We start from the raw sequence: 20,182 nt of genomic DNA, 5'->3' as shown, positions 1-20,182 counted from the left end.
AGGCCTCGTGCTAGAAGGCGCGGCTCTCGATGATGTCGTTGGCCTGCTTCATGCGACGTATATAGAAGGCGATTTCCCGCTCGGCATCGACGCGGGTGAAGTAAGGGCCTTCCAGAGTGCCCTCGCGTGTGGAAAAGAAATACTGACCGTTAACTGCGCTGACCCGCTCGCTCCGATAGTGGGTGCCGGGCGCGGCATCCACTGTGCGTTGACCAAACATGGCAAGACCTCCTGCCGCAGGATGTACTTGGTTGGAGTGTAGTGCTCGGTCCAGAGCAGACTGGGAGTGGGCGACGGGTGGTTGTTTTTTGATCGATTGCTGGCGTGTCGGCAGCACAGTTTCTGCCTGTCCGAGTGGTCAACTGTGGCTGTGAGGCCTGCCGTCGCAACCCTACAATGCCGTTTTTGCCCGCCCTGCCTGTTTCGAGGCCATCATGCACATCTCCTCCGGCCGCTGGCTCTTTGGCCTGCTGCTAGCCCTGACCACCGCGCTGCTCTGGGGCATCCTGCCGATCAAGCTCAAAGAAGTGCTGCAGGTGATGGACCCGATTACCGTCACCTGGTACCGCCTGCTGGTGGCCGGCTCGATCCTGTTCGTCTGGCTGGGTGCCCGTCGCCGTTTGCCGCGCTTCGCGCCTTTGGGCCGGCGTGGCCTGGGTTTGCTGGCGCTGGCCATCGGCGGCCTGGTGGCCAACTACGTGCTCTACCTGATCGGCCTCAATCTGCTTAGCCCTGGCACCACGCAGCTGGTGATCCAGATGGCTCCCATTCTTTTTCTGCTCGCCAGCCTGCTGGTGTTTCGTGAGTCGTTCAGCCTGGGCCAGGGCATCGGCATGTGTGTGCTGTTGCTGGGCTTCGGTTTGTTCTTCAATCAGCGCCTGGATGAGCTGCTGACCTCGCTGACCACCTACACCACCGGCGTGCTGATCGTGCTGGCGGCGGCCTTTGTCTGGGTGTTCTACGGCCTGGCGCAGAAGCAGTTGCTGACTCAGTGGAGTTCGCCGCAGATCATGCTGGTGATCTACCTGGCTTGCGCCCTGATCCTCACGCCCTGGGCGCATCCGTTGCAGGCTCTGCAGCTGTCGCCGCTGCAGGGCTGGCTGTTGCTGGCCTGCTGCTTGAATACGCTGGTCGCATATGGCGCCTTTGCCGAGGCCCTGGCGCATTGGGAAGCTTCGCGTGTCAGTGCGACCCTGGCGGTGACGCCTTTGGTGACCTTTTCCGCCGTGGCCCTGGCGGCTTCCCTCTGGCCTGAGCATGTGCTGCCCGAGCAGATCAATGCATTGGGCTATGGCGGCGCCTTGCTGGTGGTGCTGGGATCCGCGCTCGTTGCCCTGGGGCCTTCGATCATGGCCAGCATCCGCGCACGCAGAGCGCGCCGCCTGGCACTGCTCTAAGCCTTAACGCCCAGATTCTCGGCACGGCGCAGCCAGCTCTGGCGTTGCTCCTCGGAGGAGGGGCGCACCGGGGCGAATTCGACCAGGCGGCGGGTCTTGATCCCGCAAAAGCCAAGTGTGGTGCGCACCATCTGCCGGTGAGCCGGCGCGCCGTAGATCCAGCGGAAATACCAGGGCGGCGTATCCAGGGTCACCAGCAGGTCGGCGGTACGCCCGACCAGCAGTTTGTCCCACAGCTGTGAGCGATTGCGGTATTTGAAGGCGAAGCCGGGCAGGAAGGTGCGGTCGAAAAAGCCTTTGAGCAATGCCGGCACACCGCCCCACCAGACCGGGTAGACGAACACCAGGTGCTCGGCCCAGTGGATATAGCGTTGGGCTTCCAGAAGATCGGCCTCCAGTGCCTGGTTCTGGCCAAAGCCCTCGCGCAGGATGGGATCGAACTGCAGGTCGGCCAGCCTGAGCTGGCGCACCACGTGACCCTTGCCGCGCGCACCTTGGGTATAGGCCTCGGCGATGGCGTGGCAGAAGCTGTCGCTCTTGGGGGTGCCGAGAATCATCAGGATGCGCTTGCCGTCGCCTTCCAGAGGTGTGGCACCGCTCTTAATCGTTTCAACCATGTTGTCCGGACTCCAGCATGTTTTCTGGGCGAACCCAGGCGTCGAATTCATCGTTGCTCAGGTAGCCCAGCTCTAGCGCCGCCTCGCGTAGGCTGAGGTTCTCGGCGTAGGCCTTCTTGGCGATTCTGGCAGCCTTGTCGTAACCGATATGTGGATTGAGCGCCGTTACCAGCATCAGGCCGCGCTCCAGATGCGCGGCCATCTGCTGTTCATCCGCTTGCATGCCTTCGATGCAGTGTTCGGCAAAGTTACGGCAGCCATCGGCCAGCAGGCGGATCGACTGCAGCAGGTTGTGGATGATGACCGGCTTGAACACGTTGAGCTGCAGGTGGCCCTGGCTGGCGGCGAAGGCGATGGTGGCGTCGTTGCCCAGCACCTGGCAGGCGAGCATGGACAGCGCTTCGCACTGGGTCGGGTTGACCTTGCCGGGCATGATCGAGCTGCCTGGCTCGTTGGCCGGCAGCTTCACTTCGGCAAAACCGGCGCGCGGGCCGGAGCCCAGCAGGCGCAGGTCGTTGGCGATCTTCATCAGCGCCACGGCCAGGGTCTTCAGCGCGCCGGACAGTGCAGTCAGCGGCTCATGGCCGGCCAGGGCAGCGAACTTGTTGGGCGCGGAAACGAAGGGCAGGCCGGCCTGCGCCGCCAGTTCCGCGGCCATGGCTTCGGCGAATCCCTTGGGAGCGTTGAGGCCGGTGCCGACGGCGGTGCCCCCCTGAGCCAGTTCGTAGACGGCCGGCAGGGCGGCACGGATGGCCTGGTCGGCATAGCCCAGCTGGGCGACAAAGGCCGACAGTTCCTGGCCAAAGGTGATGGGAGTGGCGTCCATCAGGTGGGTGCGTCCGGTTTTGACCAGGCCCATGTAACGCTTGGCCTGTTCGCTCAGGGCGCTGGAAAGCTGGCTGATCGCCGGTAGCAGCTGTTGTTGCACGGCCTGTGCCGTGGCGATGTGCATGGCCGTGGGGAAGCTGTCGTTGGAGCTCTGTGCCCGGTTGACATGGTCATTGGGGTGCACCGGGCTCTTGCCACCGCGGCCCTGGCCGGCCAGCTCGTTGGCGCGCCCGGCGATCACTTCGTTGACGTTCATGTTGCTTTGCGTGCCGCTGCCGGTCTGCCAGACCACCAGGGGGAACTGCTCGTCGTGCTGTCCTGCGAGTATTTCGTCGGCGGCCTGTTCGATCAGGCGAGCGATGTCCGGCGGCAGGTCGCCGATGCGTGAGTTGACCCGTGCCGCAGCCTTCTTGATCAGCGCCAGGGCGTGCACCACGGTCAGGGGCATGCGTTGCTCGCCAATGGCGAAATGGATCAGCGAGCGCTGGGTCTGTGCGCCCCAATACGCTTCTGTGGGGACTTCGATGGCGCCAATGCTGTCGGTTTCGGTACGGCTCATGGCAACTCTCCGGGTAGTTTCCGGCAGTTTAGGCCGCGCGTGCGCAGCGGGGTTCCCTGTGCGGCACTACCAGCGGGCGTGGGTGGCGCCGAGCCAGCCGTAAGCGCTGCTGACTGGCACTTTCTCGCCTTGCGGACCTCGCAACACGCCGTCATAGCGGCCGAACCACTGACGGGTATCGGCATGAAAGGGGCCGAGTTTGGGGGTGGCCTGGTGCAATTGGCAGGGAGTGAAGCACAGCTCGACCTGGCCGCCAGGGTTGGACAGACGCCAGGGGGCCAGGGGGCCATGTGGGTTCTGTTCGATCTCCACCCGGTCTTCCAGGCGCAGCAGTTCGCCACCAAACCACAGGGCGTTTTCCGACAGGCCGCTGTAGTCGCACCAGCCGGTGCCAAAATTGCCAGCGATACCACCTGGCCCGGCGAAGGCTGCACGTGTCCAGTGGCTGTGCAGTGGCCAGACGCCACGGGCGAAATCGAGGGAGGCGAAGCTTTGCCCCGTGCTGCACAGGTACTGGCGGCGGCCCAGTTGCAGGCTGCCGCTGACGGGCAGACCGAGCTGGCGGCTGGTGGCATGGAAGGTCTTGCCACCCATGGGGCAGACCAGATTGACCGAGTCCAGATGCGGTGGACGCTGGATATCCAGCGCCACGTGCAGGGGCTGGCCGCCAATGTCCGGGGCCACCACGGTTAGGCGCACGGCATTGCCACGCTCGTCGGCTTTCATTTGCAGGCGAGGGTGGTCGAACGCGTGACTCTCTATGGGGGTGTCGGGCAGCTTGCAGCCCACACCGAAGGGGCGTAATTGCGTGTGGGCGGCCGATTTTCCGCTATGCAGGTCAAGAAAATAGGCAGCGCCATAGCCCAGGTAGTCGAGGTTGGCGAAGGTCAGCGAGAGCATCCAGTCCGGGGTGGTGATGCACCAATGGTTCCAGCGCTTGCGGCGACCCTGGTGGCCCGGTATGGCGCAGTGCACGCGCGGGCGTGCTGACCAGCCCACGGCAGCTTCCAGCAGGCGGCCACGCTCATCGCACAGCGGTTGCGCGATATGAGCAGTGAGCGGGCGAGTAAAAGTGTTCATCAGACACATCCGTGTGTGTGCGGCGGCTTGTGTGCGAAATCCTTGCCGACGCCTCGGGGGCGCAAAGCATGCACAGTTGTGTCAGTAGAGGGCAAGTGCTGGCTTTTTGCTAACTCCACTCGTCAGGCGTTTGCTTGAGTGCAAATCGCGCTGCGCGCAGAATGGCCGCCCGCCGAATACCCCCGAAAGGATGTGTCCATGATCCGCTTGCGCCTCATCTGTTCCGCTCTGTTACTGCTCAGCGCTCCGGTGCTGGCCGAGCCACAGGCCAGCCATGCCGCCGAGGCCGAGCGCTTTCTCGAATTGACCCGGGTCGACCGCATGGCCGTACCGGCCTACAGCCAGGTGCAGCAGATGTTCGCCCAGCGCTTTGCCCAGGCTGGCGGCAAAGCCGAGCAGAAGCCGGTACTGGAGCGTTACCAGGCGCAGGCCAACGCCGCGCTGGATCGTGTGGTCGGTTGGGACAAGCTCGGCCCCGATCTGGTGGCGCTGTACAGTGATGCGTTTACTGAAGCTGAGCTCAAGCAGTTGATCGCCTTCTATCAAACGCCGCTGGGCAGCAAGCTGTTGCAACAAATGCCGCAGCTGATGGCGATCTCCGCCCAGCGTACCCAGGAGCGCCTGCGCACGGCCGCGCCGGAGGTGGATCGCCTGCTGGGGCAGATGAGTGCCGAATTGAAACCCGGCAAACAGTGAGGAAATGCCTGAAATGACGATGCGCGAAAAATTGCTGCAGACCCTGACTGCCCTGCAACCCGAACATCTGGACGTGGTGGACGAGAGTCACATGCATAGTCGTGGTCAGGAAACCCATTACAAGGCGGTGATTGTCAGCCTGGCCTTTCACGGCTTGAACGCGGTCAAACGCCACCAGAAGGTCTACGCCACCCTGGGCGAGCTGATGGGCCAGTTCCACGCCCTGGCGCTGCACACCTACACCCCCGAGGAGTGGGCGCAGCAGGGTTTCGCTCCGGATTCGCCGACCTGCCGTGGCGGCAGCAAGCACGATCACTGAGCACTACGGGAGCGTGGCGTGTGCCGCTGATCCCGCCCCGGCTGCAGAATCCTGTCCGCCTGGGTTAGAATTGCCCCCGCGCCGGCCCCGTGCCGGCGCTTTCATTTACATCCCCGGTCCGCCCTTTGCGAGGGCGACCACTGGAGAGCGTCCGCATGACCGACAAGATCGTCGTCGCGGCCCTGTACAAGTTCGTCTCCCTGCCGGACTACCAGGCGCTGCGTGAACCCCTGCTGAACACCATGCTTGAACACGGCGTGAAAGGCACCCTGTTGCTCGCCGAGGAAGGCATCAACGGTACCGTGTCCGCTTCCCGCGCCGGCATCGACGGCCTGCTCGCCTGGCTCAAGCGCGATGCCCGCCTGGCCGATGTCGACCACAAGGAATCCTACTGCGACGAGCAGCCGTTCTACCGCACCAAGGTCAAGCTGAAGAAGGAAATCGTCACCCTCGGCGTGCCGGGCGTGGACCCCAACCAGCGCGTCGGCACCTACGTCGAGCCCAAGGACTGGAACGCCCTGATCAGCGACCCGGAAGTGCTGCTGATCGACACCCGCAACGACTACGAAGTGGCCATCGGTACCTTCGAGGGCGCCATCGACCCGAAGACCAAGTCGTTCCGCGAGTTCCCCGATTACATCCAGGCTCACTTCGACCCGAGCAAGCACAAGAAGGTCGCCATGTTCTGCACAGGTGGCATCCGCTGCGAGAAGGCCTCCAGCTACATGCTCGGCGCCGGCTTCGAGGAGGTGTTTCACCTCAAGGGCGGCATCCTCAAGTACCTGGAAGAGGTGCCGCAGGACGAGACCAAGTGGCAGGGCGACTGCTTCGTCTTCGACAACCGGGTGACCGTGCGCCACGACCTCTCCGAGGGCGACTACGACCAGTGTCACGCCTGCCGCAACCCGATCTCTGCGGAAGATCGTCAGACCGAGTTCTACAGCCCTGGCGTCAGCTGCCCGCATTGCTGGGACTCGCTGCCGGAGAAGACCCGCCAGGCCGCCCGCGAGCGCCAGAAGCAGATCGAGATCGCCCAGGCGCGCAATCTGCCGCACCCCATTGGCTACAACTACAAGGCGCTGCAAAACGACTGATGCACCGCCGTAGGCTGGGTTAGCCGCTTGCGGCATCACCCAGCGCTTGGCGTACCCAGACATGACAACCAAGGAGCCCCGCTTGCGCCCGACTCGTCTGATCTATGTGATGGACCCCATGTGTTCGTGGTGCTGGGGTTTCGCCCCGGTGGTGCAGGCGCTGGCCGAGCAGGCAGCAGAGGCGGGGATAGCCCTGCACCTGGTGGCGGGTGGCCTGCGTAGCGAACGTGCGGCGCTGGAGCCGGCGGCGCGGGTCCGCATCCTCGGTCACTGGCAAGCGGTGAATGCCGCCACCGGGCAGCTGTTCAACTTTGCCGAGGCGCTGCCTGAAGGCTTTGCCTACGACACCACGCCGGCCTGCCGCGCTCTGGTCACCGCGCGCCAGCTCGACGAGCAGAGTGTCTGGCCGCTGGCTCAGCTGATCCAGCAGGCGTTCTACGTCGGCGCGCGTGATGTGACCCGGCCGCAGGTGCTGGCGGAGCTGGCCGAGCTGGCCGGCATTGCGCGCATCGAGTTCGCCGAGGCGTTCGACAGCGCTGCCATGCACCAGGCCACCGTTGCTGACTTCACCTGGGTACAGGACTTGGGCATCAGCGGTTTCCCGACCCTGCTGGCCGAGCGCGATGGCCAGCTGGCCCTGCTGACCAATGGCTACCAGCCGCTGGAGGCCCTGCAACCGCTGCTCGGACGCTGGCTGGAGCGCGTACATGCCTGATCGTCTGAGCTGGGCGGAAATCCGCCGCCTGGCCTTGCGGCATCGCAAGGGCCTTATCCTGGCCAACCTGATTGCGGTGGTTGCCACCCTGTGCAGCGTGCCGATTCCACTGCTGCTGCCGCTGCTGGTGGACGAAGTGCTGCTGGGGCAGGGCGACGCCGCGCTCAAGGTGATGGACCGTTTCCTGCCGGCCGGCTGGGAAACCGCCGCCGGTTACATCGGCCTGATGCTGCTGCTGACGTTGACCCTGCGCCTGGGCGCGCTGGTCAGCAACGTCCTGCAGGCGCGGCTGTTCGCCCGGCTGTCCAAGGACGTCATCTACCGCCTGCGCATGCGCCTGATCGAGCGGCTCAAGCGTATTTCCCTCAGCGAGTACGAAAGCCTCGGCGGCGGCACGGTCAGCGCGCACCTGGTCACCGATCTGGACACCCTCGACAAGTTCATCGGCGAAACCCTCTCAAGGGTGCTGGTGGCAGTGCTGACCCTGACCGGCACCGCCGCCATCCTGATCTGGATGCACTGGCAACTGGCGCTGCTGATCCTGTTGTTCAATCCGTTGGTGATCTTCGCCACCGTGCGCCTGGGCAAGCAGGTCAAGCACCTGAAAAAGCTGGAGAACGACAGTACTTCGCGCTTTACCCAGGCGCTGACCGAAACCCTGGAAGCCATCCAGGAAGTGCGTGCCGGCAACCGCCAGGGCTTCTTCCTCGGCCGCCTCGGTTTCAAGGCCCGCGAGGTGCGCGACTATGCGGTAGCCTCGCAGTGGAAGAGCGATGCTGCCGCACGCACCAGCGGCCTGCTGTTCCAGTTCGGCATCGACCTGTTCCGCGCCGCCGCGATGATCACCGTACTGCTTTCCGACCTGTCCATCGGCCAGATGCTCGCGGTGTTCAGCTACCTGTGGTTCATGATCGGTCCGGTCGAACAGCTGCTGAGCTTGCAGTACGCCTACTACGCCGCCGGCGGTGCACTGGCGCGAATCAATGAGCTGCTGGCGCGGGCCGACGAGCCGCAATATCCGGCGCAGGTCGATCCCTTCAAGGGTCGCGAAACCGTCGGCATCGAAGTACAGGGCCTGACCTTCGCCTACAACGACGAGCCGGTGCTGCAGGACCTCGACCTGAACATCGCGCCCGGCGAGAAGGTGGCCATCGTCGGTGCCTCTGGGGGCGGCAAGAGCACCCTGGTGCAGCTGCTGCTCGGGCTCTACAGCCCGCAGGCCGGCAGCATCCGCTTCGGCGGTGCCAGCCTGGAAGAGATCGGCCTGGAGACGGTGCGCGAACATGTGGCCGTGGTGCTGCAGCACCCGGCGCTGTTCAACGACACGGTGCGCGCCAACCTGTGCATGGGTCGCGAGCGCAGCGACGAAGCCTGCTGGCAGGCGCTGGAGATCGCCCAGCTGGCACCGACCATCCGCGCCTTGCCGCTGGGCCTGGAGAGCATGGTCGGGCGCTCCGGCGTGCGTCTGTCCGGCGGTCAGCGCCAGCGCCTGGCGATTGCCCGCATGGTGCTGGCCGAACCGCAGGTGGTGATTCTCGACGAAGCCACCTCGGCGCTGGATGCCGCCACCGAATACGCCCTGCACGAGGCCCTGGGGCGCTTCCTCAATGGCCGCACCACGCTGATCATTGCCCACCGCCTGAGCGCGGTGAAGCAGGCCGACCGCGTGCTGGTGTTCGACGGTGGGCGCATCGCCGAGGATGGCGACCACCAGCAGCTGATCGCCGAAGGCGGGCTGTACGCCAAGCTCTACGGCCACCTGCAGCACTGAACGAAACAGCCGCCCCATGGGCGTAATGCTGTTCACCTAAGAAAACGCCGCGATTCCAATGGGATCGCGGCGTTTTTTCGAGGCCTGGCTGTTTGCCGAGAGCGTAGCCCGAACTTCAGTCCGGGGCTGGCGTGTACCCGGACTGAAGTCCGGGCTACATGCTGATCGGCTGTTGCGTGGGTGGGTCTTACTTGCCCTGTTCCGCCGCCCACTTCTCCAGCGCCTTGACCCGTGCCTGGCTGTCGGCCATCGGCTTGGCCAGTGATTCGGTGTAGAAGTCCAGCCAGCTGCGCGAGCCCGGCGTCATGTTGGCCAGTTCGCGCATGCCGTCCTTGAGGGCATTGAGGGTCTGCTGATAGTTGTATTCCTGGCCGATCAGGGTGCGCGCCACCATGCGCACGTTCTCCCGGTCCTGCTCGCGCGGTACGGCGGCGGCTTCCGGTGCCTGGGCCTCGCTGGGCGGAGCGGTCTTCTGCTGAGCCTGCAGGAGGATCAGCTTCTGCTGGTCCTTGATCTGCTGTTGCAGCGGAGCGATGAGCAATTGCAGCGCACCGAGTTCCTTCTGCAGTGCCTCGACGCTGGCCAGGCTGGCCAGGGCGTTCTGCTCCTCTTCGGGGGCGTCCGAGCCACCGAGAATCGCCACCAGCACCCAGGCGATGAGGTTCAGCACCAGCGCGCCGGCCAGGCCGAAGATCAGCAGGCGGTTGAGTTTGCCGGCCTTCTCCAGCTGCTCGATCCGCTCCTGTTCGGTCAGTACTTCGATGCTGGCAGGGGATTGGCTGTCATCGTTCATGGTCTTCTGTCCTTGTTCTGGTGTGGCACGGTGCCATTATTGTTCGCCGCCCGCGCATTGCCTACCCGCAGCATAGACAGGGTGTGCCGGCTAGAACGAAGCGAGGATGCGCCCCAGTACTTCCATCGCCCGCTCGCTTTGGGCATCCCAGGGGTGGCCATGGTTCAACCGCGCGCAATGCCGGAAGCCGCGGGTGGCGGAGAAGATCGGTCCCGGCGCCAGGCTGATGCCTTGGGCCAGCGCGAGCTGGAACAGCTGCAGCGAGTCGACCCGCTCGGGAAACTCGAACCACAGGAAGTACCCACCGGCCGGACGGGTGACTCGCGTCTCGGCCGGAAAATGCCGCGCGGCGGAGGCGAGCATGGCGGCCTGCTGGGTCTCCAGGGCGATGCGCAGCTTGCGCAGGTGGCGGTCATAGCCGCCGTGCTGCAGGTAGTCGGCGATGGCCGCCTGGGCCGGCACCGAGGGCGAGATGGTGGTCATCAGCTTGAGCCGGCTGATCTGCTCGGCATAGCGCCCGCCGGCCACCCAGCCGACCCGGTAGCCCGGCGCCAGGCTCTTGGAGAAGGAGCCGCAGTGCATCACCAGGCCGTCGCGGTCGAAGCTCTTCATCGGCTGCGGCGGGTGGGCGCCGTAGTACAGCTCGGCGTACACGTCGTCCTCGATCAGTGGCACCTGATGCTGGTACAGCAGTTCATAGAGGTCGGCCTTCTTGGCCTCGGAGAGGCTGGCGCCCATGGGGTTCTGCAGGCTGCTCATGAACCAGCAGGCCTTGATCGGCAGGTTGGCCAGGCGCTCGGCCAGCACGCCGAGGTCGATACCCTCGCGTGGGTGCACGGGAATCTCCACCGCCTTGAGCTTGAGCCGCTCCAGCACCTGCAGGGTGGCATAGAAGGCCGGCGACTCGATGGCTACCAGGTCGCCCGGCTGGGTCACCGTCTGCAGGCACAGGTTCAGCGCCTCCATGGCTCCATTGGTAATGACAAGCTCCTCCTGCGCCAGGCTTACGCCGGCAACCCTGTAGCGCAGGGCGATCTGTCGGCGCAGGTCGGGGTTGCCGGCGGTCATGTCGGCGATCACCGCATGCGCCGGCATGTCGCGCAGCGCCTGGTTCATCGAGCGCGCCAGGCGCGGCAGGGGGAACAGCTCTGGGCTGGGGAAGGCCGAGCCGAAGGGCACGGTGCTCGGGTCCTTCAGCGAGCCGAGCACGGAGAACACCAGTTCGCTGACATCCACCGCGGTGCTGGTGGCGGTCGGTACGCTGCTGCCGGGTTCGGCCAGCGGCAGGCGCGCCAGCTCGCGAACGAAGTAGCCGGAGCGGGCGCGGGCCTGGATCAGGCCGCGATCCTCCAGCAGGTAGTAGGCCTGGAAGATGGTCGAGGGGCTGACGCCATAGCTGCGCCGCGCCTGGCGCACCGAAGGTACGCGCTCGCCGGGGGCGAGCACGCCGCTGCGGATCAGCTCGGCGATCTGTTCGGCCAACTGTTCGTAGCGTTTCATCTCGCCCCTGACTGCGGTCCATGTCGGGCCACAGTCTAAGGGCAGGGGCGGCTGGCCGGCCATCAGCGCCCGCTGGGGGCGATAAAGGTGCTGGCGGCCTCCAGGCGCTCGCGGTCGTCGCGCCGGTTGATCACTTCGAAGGACACCGGCGCCGGGCTGCGGCCCAGCGGCTCGCGCTCCAGCACCACGCTGACCGGCACTTCGAGGATTTCGCCGGCGGCCAGGCGCAGCTCACCGGGCCCGTTCAGACGGAACGGCTGGCCGGCCACCAGGCCCAGGTGGTAGCGCTGCGGCTGCTGGGTCTTGTTGATCACCTTGAGGCGGTAGACGTTCTCGATCTGCCCGGCGGCGTTCTCGCGGAACATGCCGCGGTCCTTGGCCACGTCGAGCGACACCAGCGAGCGGGCCTGCAGCGCCCAGGCAAAGGCGCCGAGCATCAGCAGCAGCGCCGCCGCGTAGCCGACCAACCGCGGCCGCAGCAGGTGGCGGCGGCCGCCCTGTATCTCGCGCTCGGAGCCATAGCGGATCAGCCCGCGGGCATAGCCCATCTTGTCCATGATGCTGTCGCAGGCGTCGATGCAGGCGGCGCAGCCGATGCACTCCACCTGCAGGCCGTCGCGGATGTCGATGCCGGTGGGACAGACCTGCACGCACAGGGTGCAGTCGATGCAGTCGCCAAGGCCGGCGGCCTTGTGCTCGACTTCCTTCTTGCGCGGGCCGCGGTGTTCGCCACGGGTGGCGTCGTACGCTACCAGCAGGGTGTCGCGGTCGAACATCACCCCCTGGAAGCGCGCGTAGGGGCACATGTACACGCAGACTTTCTCGCGCAGCCAGCCGGCGTTGAGGTAGGTGGCGGCGGTGAAGAACAGGATCCAGAACAGTGCGGCGCCTTCCAGCTCGCCGCGCAGCAGCTCCAGGGCCAGTTCGCGGATCGGCGTGAAGTAGCCGACGAAGGTCAGCGCGGTGAGCAGGCTCAGCGCCAGCCACAGGCCGTGCTTGGCGCCGCGGCGCAGCAGCTTGGCCGCGCTCCAGGGCGCGGCGTCGAGCTTGATGCGCTGATGGCGCTCGCCCTCGGTGACTTTCTCCACCCACATGAACAGCCAGGTCCATACGCTCTGCGGGCAGCTGTAGCCGCACCACACGCGGCCTGCGAACACGGTGATGGTGAACAGGCCGAAAGCGCAGATGATCAACAGCGCCGAGAGCAGGATGAAGTCCTGCGGCCAGAAAGTGGCGCCGAAGATGTAGTAACGGTGCTCGGCCAGGTTCCACAGCACCGCCTGGCGGCCGTCCCAGTCCAGCCAGGCGGTGCCGAAGAAGATCAGCATCAGCAGCCCCGCGCCATACAGGCGCAGGTTACGGTACAGGCCGGTAAAGCTGCGGGTGTGGATCGGGCCGCCGGCCTGCGCCGGGGTCAGGCGAACTGGCTGGCGCGGATCGATGGTGTCGATGATCTGCGCCGGTATGCGCTCGCTCATGGTAGGCCTCTTCGGGCAGTAATCAGGCTGCGCGCACTGTGCACTCCGAGCTGTTTGCATAACAGACTCAGGTTTATCGATAAAAACCGTATCAGATGAGCGGAAGGTGGCTTCAGCGGAAGACGTCATCAAGCGCTGGCACGGGTTGTAAGGCACCCGCAGAGTGGCGTTCATTGCTGCCCGTTGGCAGAAAGCCATCTATACCTTTTGGTTATCTCGCACAGCCAAAGAGCAGGCACTCATGAGCCAGGAAGCCAATGCCACCGGAACGCATGCGCGCTCGCAATTGCTTCGGCTGGTCTGGCCCTTTGTGCTGGTTGTATTGCTGCAGTCGCTGCTGGCCAGCGGCAGTCTGTATCTGCATTCTGCCGTGCGCGCCTATGTGGCGGGTGAGAGCCTCTGGTCCAAGGGCCTGAAGGACGCCATTCATTACCTCGACCTGTATGCCCAGACCGGCGAGCCGGAACATCTGGCGGAGTACCAGCAGGCCATCGCGGTGCCGCTGGGCGACCATGTCTTTCGCCAGGCCCTCGATCAGCCCGTGCCGGACCTGGCCGTGGCCCGCCAGGGCATCCTGCGTGGCAAGAACCACCCGGACGACGTGGATTCGATGATCTGGCTGTATCGCCACTTCCGCCAGCTCAGTTACCTCGAGCGGGCGATCGAGCAATGGGCGCAGGGTGATCACTACGTGCTGCAACTGGAGGCGCTCGCCGACGAGATTCTGCAGGGGCGGCAGTGGCGGGCGGATGCCGAGGACATCGTGCCGACCTGGCGTGCGCGCATCGACACCATCAATCGTGGCGCGACGCTGGCCGCCGAGTCCTTCTCGCAGATACTCGGCGAGGCCTCGCGCGTGGTGGTACGTGTGCTGATCGTCACCAACCTGCTCAGCGCCACGCTGCTGATCAGCCTGGCGCTTTGGCGCACGCGCAAGCTGCTGGCCGAGCGCGAGGCGGCTGATCAGGCGCTGGAACTGGTCAAGCAGCGGGCGCAGGCCATTCTGGCGTCGATTGGCGATGCGGTGATCAGCCTGACCAGCGACGGGCGCATCGCCTATATGAATGCCGCCGCCGAGCAGCTTACCGGCAGCACGCTGCAGCAGGCTCAGGGCCAGCCCTTCGAGCGGCTGTTTTCCATCGTTGACGAGCAATCGAGCGCCACTGAGCAGCCGCTGCTGGAGCAGATTCTCGGTAGCGGGGCGGCGGGTGACTACGCCAAGCTGATCGTGCGCCCCGACGGTAGCTCGGTGGCGGTCAACCTGGTCGGCACGCCGGTGCAGGAGCGCGGCCTGGTCAGTGGCGTGGTCATGGTGCTGCACGACATGACCCGCGAGCGCCAGTTCGTCGCCAGCCTGTCCTGGCAGGCCAGCCACGACGCCCTGACCGGCCTGGCCAATCGCCGCGAGTTCGAATACCGCCTGGCCCAGCTGTTGGCGCGCATGCTGCGCCAGCCGGGCCGGCACGCGCTGATGTTCATCGACCTGGACCAGTTCAAGCTGGTCAACGACACCTGCGGTCACGCGGCCGGCGATGAGTTGCTGCGCCAGGTGTGCGAAGCGTTGCAGGCGCATCTGCGCGAGGGCGATACCCTGGCGCGCCTGGGCGGCGACGAGTTCGGTGTGATTCTGGAGAACTGCCCGAGCGACGCCGCCCTGCGTGTCGCCGAGGCTCTGCGCGTGGCCGTGCAGGACCTGCGTTTCGCCTGGGGCGAGCGACTGTTCTCGATCAGCGCCAGCATCGGGGTGGTGCAGGTGCCGCCCGGGCAGGTCAGCCTGGCGGACCTGCTGCGCACCGCCGACCTGGCCTGCTATTCGGCCAAGGAGCGCGGACGCAACCGGGTGCACGCCTACCAGCCCGGCGACACCGAGCTGTCCGAGCGGGTCGGCGAGATGAGCTGGGTGCAGCGCATCCAGCGGGCGCTGGAGGAGAACCGTTTCCGTCTCTACGCCCAGCCCATCGTGCCGCTGCGCAGCGGCGAGGAGGGCGGCCATGTGGAGATTCTCCTGCGCCTGCAGGACGAGGACGGCACGCTGATCGCGCCCGGCAGCTTCATTCCCGCCGCCGAACGCTACGGCCTGATGCCGCAGATCGACCGCTGGGTGGTGCGCCACACCCTGCAGGCGCTGGCGCGCTTCCACGTCGAGCACCCGCACGCGCCGCTGCTGCACTGCGCGATCAACCTGTCCGGTACCAGCATCGGCGACCGTGACTTCCTCGCCTTCCTGCGCGAGCAACTGGCCGGGCAGGCGCTGGCGCCGCAGGCGATCTGCTTCGAGATCACCGAGACCGCGGCCATTGCCAACCTGGCCGACGCCACGCACTTCATCAACGAGCTAAAGGCCCTGGGCTGCCGCTTCTCGCTGGACGACTTCTGCGCCGGCATGTCGTCGTTCATGTACCTCAAGCACCTGCCGGTGGACTACCTGAAGATCGACGGCAGTTTCGTCCGCGAGCTGCTTGGCGACCCCATCGACCGCGCCATGGTCGAGATGATCAACCAGATCGGCCACGTCATGGGCAAGCGCACCATCGCCGAGTTCGTCGAAACGGCCGAGGTACTGGCAGCCCTTGGCGAGATCGGCGTGGACTTCGCCCAGGGTTATCACCTCGGCAAGCCGCAGCCACTGGCCGGTTTGCTGGCGATTCCCGAACCGCTGTTTGCGACGGGACTGGCAGCTGACTGAACCACCCTGGCAAGAAAACCTTACGCTTGGCCGGTTCTCGGCGTGCCTTGGCTGCTGCTGTAAGGAAAACTTGCCGGGTGTCGCGGGCAAGCCATGCGCCAGGCCCGTTTCGCCGGCTTGTCCGCTCGCCGGCCAGGGGGTGTGATGAGGGCAGTCCAAGCGCACCGCCAGCCAGGCGGGCGCATGCCCACAACAACAATCAGGGAGGCCGGATGAACGCCGTGGCCAAGATCGAGCAGCACAACCCCATCGGAACCGACGGTTTCGAGTTCGTCGAATTCACCGCGCCGACGCCCGAGGGCATCGAGCAGCTGCGCCAGCTGTTCCGCGCCATGGGCTTCACCGAAACGGCCAAGCACCGCTCGAAAGAGGTGTGGCTGTTCCAGCAGAACGACATCAATATCGTCCTCAACGGCAGCCCCACCGGGCACGTGCGTGCATTCGGCGAGAAGCACGGGCCGAGCGCCTGCGCCATGGCCTTCCGGGTGAAGAACGCGGCCCAGGCCGCCGCCTACGTCGAGCAGCAGGGCGCCAAGCTGGTCGGCAGCCACGCCAACTTCGGCGAGTTGAATATCCCTTGTGTGGAAGGTATTGGCGGTTCGCTGCTGTATCTGGTGGACCGCTACGGCGACAAGAGCATCTACGACGTCGACTTCGAATACATCGAGGGCCGCTCGGCGGGCGACAACGCCGTCGGCCTGCAGTGCATCGACCACCTGACCCACAACGTCAAGCGCGGGCAGATGGACGTCTGGTCCGGCTTCTACGAGCGCATCGCGGGCTTCCGCGAGATCCGCTACTTCGACATCGAGGGCAAGCTCACCGGCCTGTTCTCCCGCGCTATGACCGCGCCCTGCGGCAAGATCCGCATCCCGATCAACGAGTCGGCCGATGACAAGTCGCAGATCGAGGAATTCATCCGCGAGTACCACGGCGAAGGCATCCAGCACATCGCCCTGAGCACCGACGATATCTACGAAACGGTGCGTCAGCTGCGCGCCAACGGCGTGGACTTCATGACCACCCCGGACACCTACTACGAGAAGGTCGACAGCCGCGTCGCCGGCCATGGCGAACCGACCGACCTGCTGCGCGAGCTGAATATCCTGATCGATGGCGCGCCCGGTGATGACGGCATCCTGCTACAGATCTTCACCAATACCGTGATTGGCCCGATCTTCTTCGAGATCATCCAGCGCAAGGGCAACCAGGGCTTCGGCGAAGGCAACTTCAAGGCGTTGTTCGAATCCATCGAGGAAGACCAGTTGCGTCGTGGCGTGATCACTCAGGAGTGATGCGATGAGCCGCCAATGGATCAGCTTCCCCCTGCGCGAGGGTGAACACTCGCGCCAGGCGCACTGCGACTTTCCCGAAGGCACCTACGAGCGGGAGATGGGCCGCGAGGGCTTCTTCGGGCCGGTGACCCACCTGCACCACCAGCACCCACCGACCGGCTGGGTCGATTGGGAAGGCCCGCTGCGCCCGCACGCCTTCAACTTCAACCGCATCGCCAGCGAGCGCGACTGCCCGCTGGAGGCGCCGCTGTGCCTGTATAACGCCGACGTGAAGCTGCGCGTGTGGAAGACCGTTGGGGCCATGCGCCATCTGGCGCGCAACGCCGATGGTGATGAGCTGCTGTTCGTGCATGACGGTGCCGGGCACTTCTACTGCGACTTCGGCCACCTGGAGTACCGCGACGGCGACTATCTGGTGATCCCGCGTGGCACCGCTTGGCGCATCGAGCCGACCGCACCCAGCCACTTCCTGCTGATCGAAAACAGCGACGGCGCCTACCAGCTGCCGGACAAGGGCTTGCTCGGCCCGCAGGCGATCTTCGACCCGGCGGTGCTCGACCACCCGCGCATCGACGCCGCCTTCAAGGCCCAGCAGGACGAGCAGACCTGGCAGATCCGCATCAAGCGGCGCAACCAGATCAGCACCGTCACCTATCCGTTCAACCCGCTGGATGCGGTGGGCTGGCATGGCGACAACACCGTGGTGCGCCTGAACTGGCGCGACATCCGCCCGCTGATGAGCCACCGCTACCACCTGCCGCCGTCGGCGCACACCACCTTCGTCGCCAATGGCTTCGTGGTCTGCACCTTCACCCCGCGCCCGGTCGAGAGCGACCCCGGCGCGCTCAAGGTGCCGTTCTTCCACAACAACGACGACTACGACGAGGTGCTGTTCTACCACCGCGGCAACTTCTTCAGCCGCGACAACATCGAGGCTGGGATGGTCACCCTGCACCCATGTGGCTTCCCCCACGGCCCGCACCCCAAGGCGCTGAAAAAGGCCCAGGAAGACCCGGCCACCTTCGCCGAGGAAGTGGCGGTGATGATCGACACCCGCCGCGCCCTGGAAGTGGCCGAGGCCGCCGCCGCGGTGGACGTGCCCGAATACGTGAACTCCTGGCGTGCGCCAGGGAAACCAGGCTGAGAACTGCACGGACTATTCCCTCTCCCCTCGGGGAGAGGGCCAGGGAGAGGGGGCAGGCAACACACCCTCTGCCTACGCGGCCCGCCCCGGCCCCTCTCCCCCAAGTGGTAGAGGGGAGGACAGCTCAATGAACAGGTACAACCCATGAAACTCGCATCACTCAACCAAGGCCGCGACGGCGAACTGATCGTCGTCTCCCGCGACCTGACCCGCGCCGTGAAGGTGCCGCAGATCGCCGCCACCCTGCAGGCCGCGCTGGACGATTGGGCCAGCAAGCGCCCGCTGCTGGAGTCGGTGTACCAGCGTCTCAACGACGGCCTGATCGACGAGGCCTTCGTCTTCGACCAGGCCGATTGCCACAGCCCGTTGCCACGTGCCTTCCACTGGGCCGACGGCAGCGCCTACGTCAACCATGTCGAGCTGGTGCGCAAGGCGCGTGGCGCGGAGATGCCGGAATCCTTCTGGCACGACCCGCTGATGTACCAGGGCGGGGCGGACAGCTTCATTCCGCCGCACGCACCGATCCAGATGGCCGACGAGGCCTGGGGCATCGACCTGGAGGCCGAGTTGGCGGTGATCACCGACGACGTACCGATGGGCGCTACGGCCGCCGAGGCCGGTGAACACATCCGCCTGCTACTGCTGGTCAACGACGTGTCGCTGCGCAACCTGATCCCCGGCGAACTGGCCAAGGGCTTTGGTTTCTACCAGAGCAAGCCGTCATCGAGCTTCTCGCCGGTGGCGGTGACCCCGGACGAGCTGGGCGAGGCCTGGAAGGACGGCAAGGTGCACCGGCCGCTGGTATCGCACATCAACGGCGCGCTGTTCGGCCAGCCCAACGCCGGTGTGGACATGACCTTCAACTTCCCGACCCTGGTGGCCCACGCCGCCAAGACCCGCCCGCTGGGCGCCGGTACCATCATCGGCTCGGGCACCGTGTCCAACTACGACCGCAGCGCGGGTTCGAGCTGTCTGGCCGAGAAACGCATGCTGGAAATCGTCGAACAGGGCGAGGCGAAAACGCCGTTCCTCAAGTTCGGTGACCGGGTGCGCATCGAGATGTTCGACGCCGCAGGGCAAAGCATCTTCGGCGCCATCGACCAGACGGTGGAAAAGTACGACGCCCGGTGACCTGTGGGAGCGGCTTCAGCCGCGATTGACCTTGCGAGCGCTGAAAAAAGCGTCGCGGCTGAAGCCGCTCCCACAGGGTTGCATTTCGAGAGGAGTCCGAGATGTTGAATCTATATGGTTACTGGCGCTCTAGCGCCGCCTACCGGGTGCGCATCGCCCTGGGCCTCAAGGGCCTGGTTTACCACCAGGTGCCGGTGCACCTGGTCAAGGACGGCGGCCAGCAGCACGCTGCCGAGTACCAGGCGCTAAACCCGCAGGAGCTGGTGCCGCTGCTGGTGGACGAAGGCAACGGCGGGGTGCGTATCGCCCAGTCGCTGGCCATCCTCGAATACCTCGACGAAGTCTTCCCTGTGCCGGCGCTGCTGCCGGCCGACCCCGCTCAGCGTGCCCAGGTGCGTGCCTTGGCGCTGCATATCGCCTGCGATATCCATCCGCTGAACAATCTGCGCGTATTGCAGTACCTCAGCGCCGAACTGGGCGCGTCGGACGAGGCGAAGAATGTCTGGTATCGGCATTGGGTGGAGAATGGGTTGGCGGCAGTGGAGCAGGGGCTGGCGGTGTTTGGCGGCGGCCTGTCGCTGGGCAATCGACCGGGGTATCTGGAGGCTTGCGTGATTCCGCAGCTGTATAACGCGCGGCGCTTTGCCTGTTCTCTGGAGGCTTTTCCGCGCCTGTTGGAGATGGAGGGGCGCTGTCTGACCCTCGATGCGTTCAAGGCAGCTGCACCCGAGGCCCAGTCGGACGCGGTGCTTTAGTTCCCTCTCCCGTTTACGGGAGAGGGTTAGGGAGAGGGCGCTTCTGCTCTTGCTCTGTTGTTTGGCGATTTCGTGCCGCTGCTGTCTTTCCTGATCGTTCCCACGCTCTGCGTGGGAATGCAGCCTCTGATGTTCCAGCGTCTGCCCGTTGCAGCTGATGTCGTTAGAGATTCTTGCCGCTGCTGGTTTTCGGGTTGGCTTTGGCAGAGGTTCCGCCCTGCTGGGCGGGTTCCTTTTGGCAGTCGCCCCAAAAGGAACCAAAAGGTCTTGCCCCGCCATCCGGCCCTGCGCTTCGCTCCGGGTTCGTTCGCTCCATCGCCGCTC

18 protein-coding genes are annotated in these 20,182 nt (G+C 65.4%); 11 read left to right on the top strand and 7 right to left on the bottom strand.

Annotated elements, in window-relative coordinates; all coding sequences use genetic code 11:
• Window positions 1–10 precede the first annotated feature (10 nt).
• The gene (locus tag P7A97_RS14660; RefSeq protein ID WP_277690687.1) at window positions 11–220 is read right to left on the bottom strand and encodes a DUF6316 family protein; all 210 of its coding nucleotides are present in this window, start codon (window positions 218–220) and stop codon (window positions 11–13) included.
• A 214-nt stretch (window positions 221–434) separates the two neighbouring features.
• On the opposite strand from P7A97_RS14660, the gene P7A97_RS14655 reads away from it, so the two are divergent.
• Entirely contained in the window at window positions 435–1,397 is a 963-nt protein-coding gene (locus tag P7A97_RS14655) for a DMT family transporter (protein ID WP_277690686.1), read from the top strand.
• Here P7A97_RS14655 and P7A97_RS14650 read toward each other — a convergent pair.
• From P7A97_RS14650 to P7A97_RS14640, 3 genes are all read right to left on the bottom strand, one after another.
• Window positions 1,394–2,014: an NAD(P)H-dependent oxidoreductase gene (locus tag P7A97_RS14650; protein ID WP_277690685.1), complete on the bottom strand. Its 621-nt coding sequence runs from the start codon at window positions 2,012–2,014 to the stop codon at window positions 1,394–1,396. The genes P7A97_RS14655 and P7A97_RS14650 overlap by 4 nt on opposite strands.
• Window positions 2,007–3,401, bottom strand: coding sequence for a class II fumarate hydratase (locus tag P7A97_RS14645; protein WP_277690684.1), 1,395 nt, complete (start codon window positions 3,399–3,401; stop codon window positions 2,007–2,009). The genes P7A97_RS14650 and P7A97_RS14645 overlap by 8 nt, the downstream gene beginning before the upstream one ends.
• 66 nt (window positions 3,402–3,467) lie before the next feature.
• Window positions 3,468–4,481: a DUF2804 domain-containing protein gene (locus P7A97_RS14640; RefSeq protein WP_277690683.1), complete on the bottom strand. Its 1,014-nt coding sequence runs from the start codon at window positions 4,479–4,481 to the stop codon at window positions 3,468–3,470.
• 198 nt (window positions 4,482–4,679) lie between these two features.
• Here P7A97_RS14640 and P7A97_RS14635 point away from each other — a divergent pair, with 198 nt between their 5' ends.
• From P7A97_RS14635 to P7A97_RS14615, 5 genes are all read left to right on the top strand, one after another.
• Window positions 4,680–5,177, top strand: a complete 498-nt coding sequence (locus tag P7A97_RS14635) for a DUF2059 domain-containing protein (RefSeq protein ID WP_277690682.1) — start codon at window positions 4,680–4,682, stop codon at window positions 5,175–5,177.
• Window positions 5,178–5,190: 13 nt separating this feature from the next.
• Window positions 5,191–5,496, top strand: a complete 306-nt coding sequence (locus P7A97_RS14630; protein ID WP_277690681.1) for a BolA family protein — start codon at window positions 5,191–5,193, stop codon at window positions 5,494–5,496.
• Between the two features lie 155 nt (window positions 5,497–5,651).
• Window positions 5,652–6,590, top strand: a complete 939-nt coding sequence (locus tag P7A97_RS14625; RefSeq protein WP_277690680.1) for a rhodanese-related sulfurtransferase — start codon at window positions 5,652–5,654, stop codon at window positions 6,588–6,590.
• Between the two features lie 109 nt (window positions 6,591–6,699).
• Entirely contained in the window at window positions 6,700–7,305 is a 606-nt protein-coding gene (locus P7A97_RS14620; RefSeq protein ID WP_277690819.1) for a DsbA family protein, read from the top strand.
• Window positions 7,298–9,076: an ABC transporter ATP-binding protein gene (locus tag P7A97_RS14615; protein WP_277690679.1), complete on the top strand. Its 1,779-nt coding sequence runs from the start codon at window positions 7,298–7,300 to the stop codon at window positions 9,074–9,076. Before P7A97_RS14620 ends, P7A97_RS14615 begins: the two co-directional genes overlap by 8 nt.
• Window positions 9,077–9,263: 187 nt before the next feature.
• On the opposite strand, the gene P7A97_RS14610 is transcribed toward P7A97_RS14615, so the two are convergent.
• The 3 genes from P7A97_RS14610 to ccoG form a co-directional block, all read right to left on the bottom strand.
• Window positions 9,264–9,869: a hypothetical protein gene (locus P7A97_RS14610; RefSeq protein ID WP_277690678.1), complete on the bottom strand. Its 606-nt coding sequence runs from the start codon at window positions 9,867–9,869 to the stop codon at window positions 9,264–9,266.
• Window positions 9,870–9,959: 90 nt separating this feature from the next.
• Complete coding sequence (gene mapR, locus P7A97_RS14605) at window positions 9,960–11,369, bottom strand: GntR family transcriptional regulator MpaR (protein WP_277690677.1); 1,410 nt, start codon at window positions 11,367–11,369, stop codon at window positions 9,960–9,962.
• 62 nt (window positions 11,370–11,431) lie between these two features.
• Entirely contained in the window at window positions 11,432–12,847 is a 1,416-nt protein-coding gene (ccoG, locus tag P7A97_RS14600) for a cytochrome c oxidase accessory protein CcoG (RefSeq protein WP_277690676.1), read from the bottom strand.
• 241 nt (window positions 12,848–13,088) lie between these two features.
• On the opposite strand from ccoG, the gene P7A97_RS14595 reads away from it, so the two are divergent.
• The 5 genes from P7A97_RS14595 to maiA all read left to right on the top strand — a co-directional run bounded on the left by P7A97_RS14595 (window position 13,089) and on the right by maiA (window position 19,858).
• A complete protein-coding gene (locus P7A97_RS14595; RefSeq protein WP_277690675.1) occupies window positions 13,089–15,533 on the top strand; it encodes an EAL domain-containing protein in 2,445 nt (814 codons plus the stop codon).
• Between the two features lie 212 nt (window positions 15,534–15,745).
• Window positions 15,746–16,828 (top strand): 4-hydroxyphenylpyruvate dioxygenase, encoded by a 1,083-nt coding sequence (gene hppD, locus P7A97_RS14590; RefSeq protein ID WP_277690674.1) that lies wholly within the window; start codon window positions 15,746–15,748, stop codon window positions 16,826–16,828.
• Between the two features lie 4 nt (window positions 16,829–16,832).
• Window positions 16,833–17,972 carry a homogentisate 1,2-dioxygenase gene (locus tag P7A97_RS14585; RefSeq protein ID WP_277690673.1) on the top strand — a complete coding sequence of 380 codons (1,140 nt, stop codon included), beginning with the start codon at window positions 16,833–16,835 and terminating at the stop codon, window positions 17,970–17,972.
• A 144-nt stretch (window positions 17,973–18,116) separates the two neighbouring features.
• On the top strand, window positions 18,117–19,103 hold the full coding sequence (locus P7A97_RS14580) for a fumarylacetoacetate hydrolase family protein (protein ID WP_277690672.1): 987 nt from the start codon (window positions 18,117–18,119) through the stop codon (window positions 19,101–19,103).
• Window positions 19,104–19,204: 101 nt separating this feature from the next.
• Window positions 19,205–19,858 carry a maleylacetoacetate isomerase gene (gene maiA / locus P7A97_RS14575; protein ID WP_277690671.1) on the top strand — a complete coding sequence of 218 codons (654 nt, stop codon included), beginning with the start codon at window positions 19,205–19,207 and terminating at the stop codon, window positions 19,856–19,858.
• Window positions 19,859–20,182: the final 324 nt, after the last annotated feature.

Source organism: Pseudomonas sp. GOM6, assembly GCF_029537485.1.
Taxonomy (GTDB): Bacteria; Pseudomonadota; Gammaproteobacteria; order Pseudomonadales; family Pseudomonadaceae; genus Aquipseudomonas.
The sequence above is the reverse complement of the archived record's forward strand: the minus strand, read 5'-3'. Positions and strand labels throughout refer to the sequence as shown.

Excerpts from the sequence above, each read along its gene's own strand:
- P7A97_RS14660 (WP_277690687.1), bottom strand. The coding sequence starts at position 220 with ATGTTTGGTCAACGCACAGTGGATGCCGCGCCCGGCACCCACTATCGG.
- P7A97_RS14655 (WP_277690686.1), top strand. The coding sequence starts at position 435 with ATGCACATCTCCTCCGGCCGCTGGCTCTTTGGCCTGCTGCTAGCCCTG.
- P7A97_RS14650 (WP_277690685.1), bottom strand. The coding sequence starts at position 2,014 with ATGGTTGAAACGATTAAGAGCGGTGCCACACCTCTGGAAGGCGACGGC.
- P7A97_RS14645 (WP_277690684.1), bottom strand. The coding sequence starts at position 3,401 with ATGAGCCGTACCGAAACCGACAGCATTGGCGCCATCGAAGTCCCCACA.
- P7A97_RS14640 (WP_277690683.1), bottom strand. The coding sequence starts at position 4,481 with ATGAACACTTTTACTCGCCCGCTCACTGCTCATATCGCGCAACCGCTG.
- P7A97_RS14635 (WP_277690682.1), top strand. The coding sequence starts at position 4,680 with ATGATCCGCTTGCGCCTCATCTGTTCCGCTCTGTTACTGCTCAGCGCT.
- P7A97_RS14630 (WP_277690681.1), top strand. The coding sequence starts at position 5,191 with ATGACGATGCGCGAAAAATTGCTGCAGACCCTGACTGCCCTGCAACCC.
- P7A97_RS14625 (WP_277690680.1), top strand. The coding sequence starts at position 5,652 with ATGACCGACAAGATCGTCGTCGCGGCCCTGTACAAGTTCGTCTCCCTG.
- P7A97_RS14620 (WP_277690819.1), top strand. The coding sequence starts at position 6,700 with ATGGACCCCATGTGTTCGTGGTGCTGGGGTTTCGCCCCGGTGGTGCAG.
- P7A97_RS14615 (WP_277690679.1), top strand. The coding sequence starts at position 7,298 with ATGCCTGATCGTCTGAGCTGGGCGGAAATCCGCCGCCTGGCCTTGCGG.
- P7A97_RS14610 (WP_277690678.1), bottom strand. The coding sequence starts at position 9,869 with ATGAACGATGACAGCCAATCCCCTGCCAGCATCGAAGTACTGACCGAA.
- mapR (WP_277690677.1), bottom strand. The coding sequence starts at position 11,369 with ATGAAACGCTACGAACAGTTGGCCGAACAGATCGCCGAGCTGATCCGC.
- ccoG (WP_277690676.1), bottom strand. The coding sequence starts at position 12,847 with ATGAGCGAGCGCATACCGGCGCAGATCATCGACACCATCGATCCGCGC.
- P7A97_RS14595 (WP_277690675.1), top strand. The coding sequence starts at position 13,089 with ATGAGCCAGGAAGCCAATGCCACCGGAACGCATGCGCGCTCGCAATTG.
- hppD (WP_277690674.1), top strand. The coding sequence starts at position 15,746 with ATGAACGCCGTGGCCAAGATCGAGCAGCACAACCCCATCGGAACCGAC.
- P7A97_RS14585 (WP_277690673.1), top strand. The coding sequence starts at position 16,833 with ATGAGCCGCCAATGGATCAGCTTCCCCCTGCGCGAGGGTGAACACTCG.
- P7A97_RS14580 (WP_277690672.1), top strand. The coding sequence starts at position 18,117 with ATGAAACTCGCATCACTCAACCAAGGCCGCGACGGCGAACTGATCGTC.
- maiA (WP_277690671.1), top strand. The coding sequence starts at position 19,205 with ATGTTGAATCTATATGGTTACTGGCGCTCTAGCGCCGCCTACCGGGTG.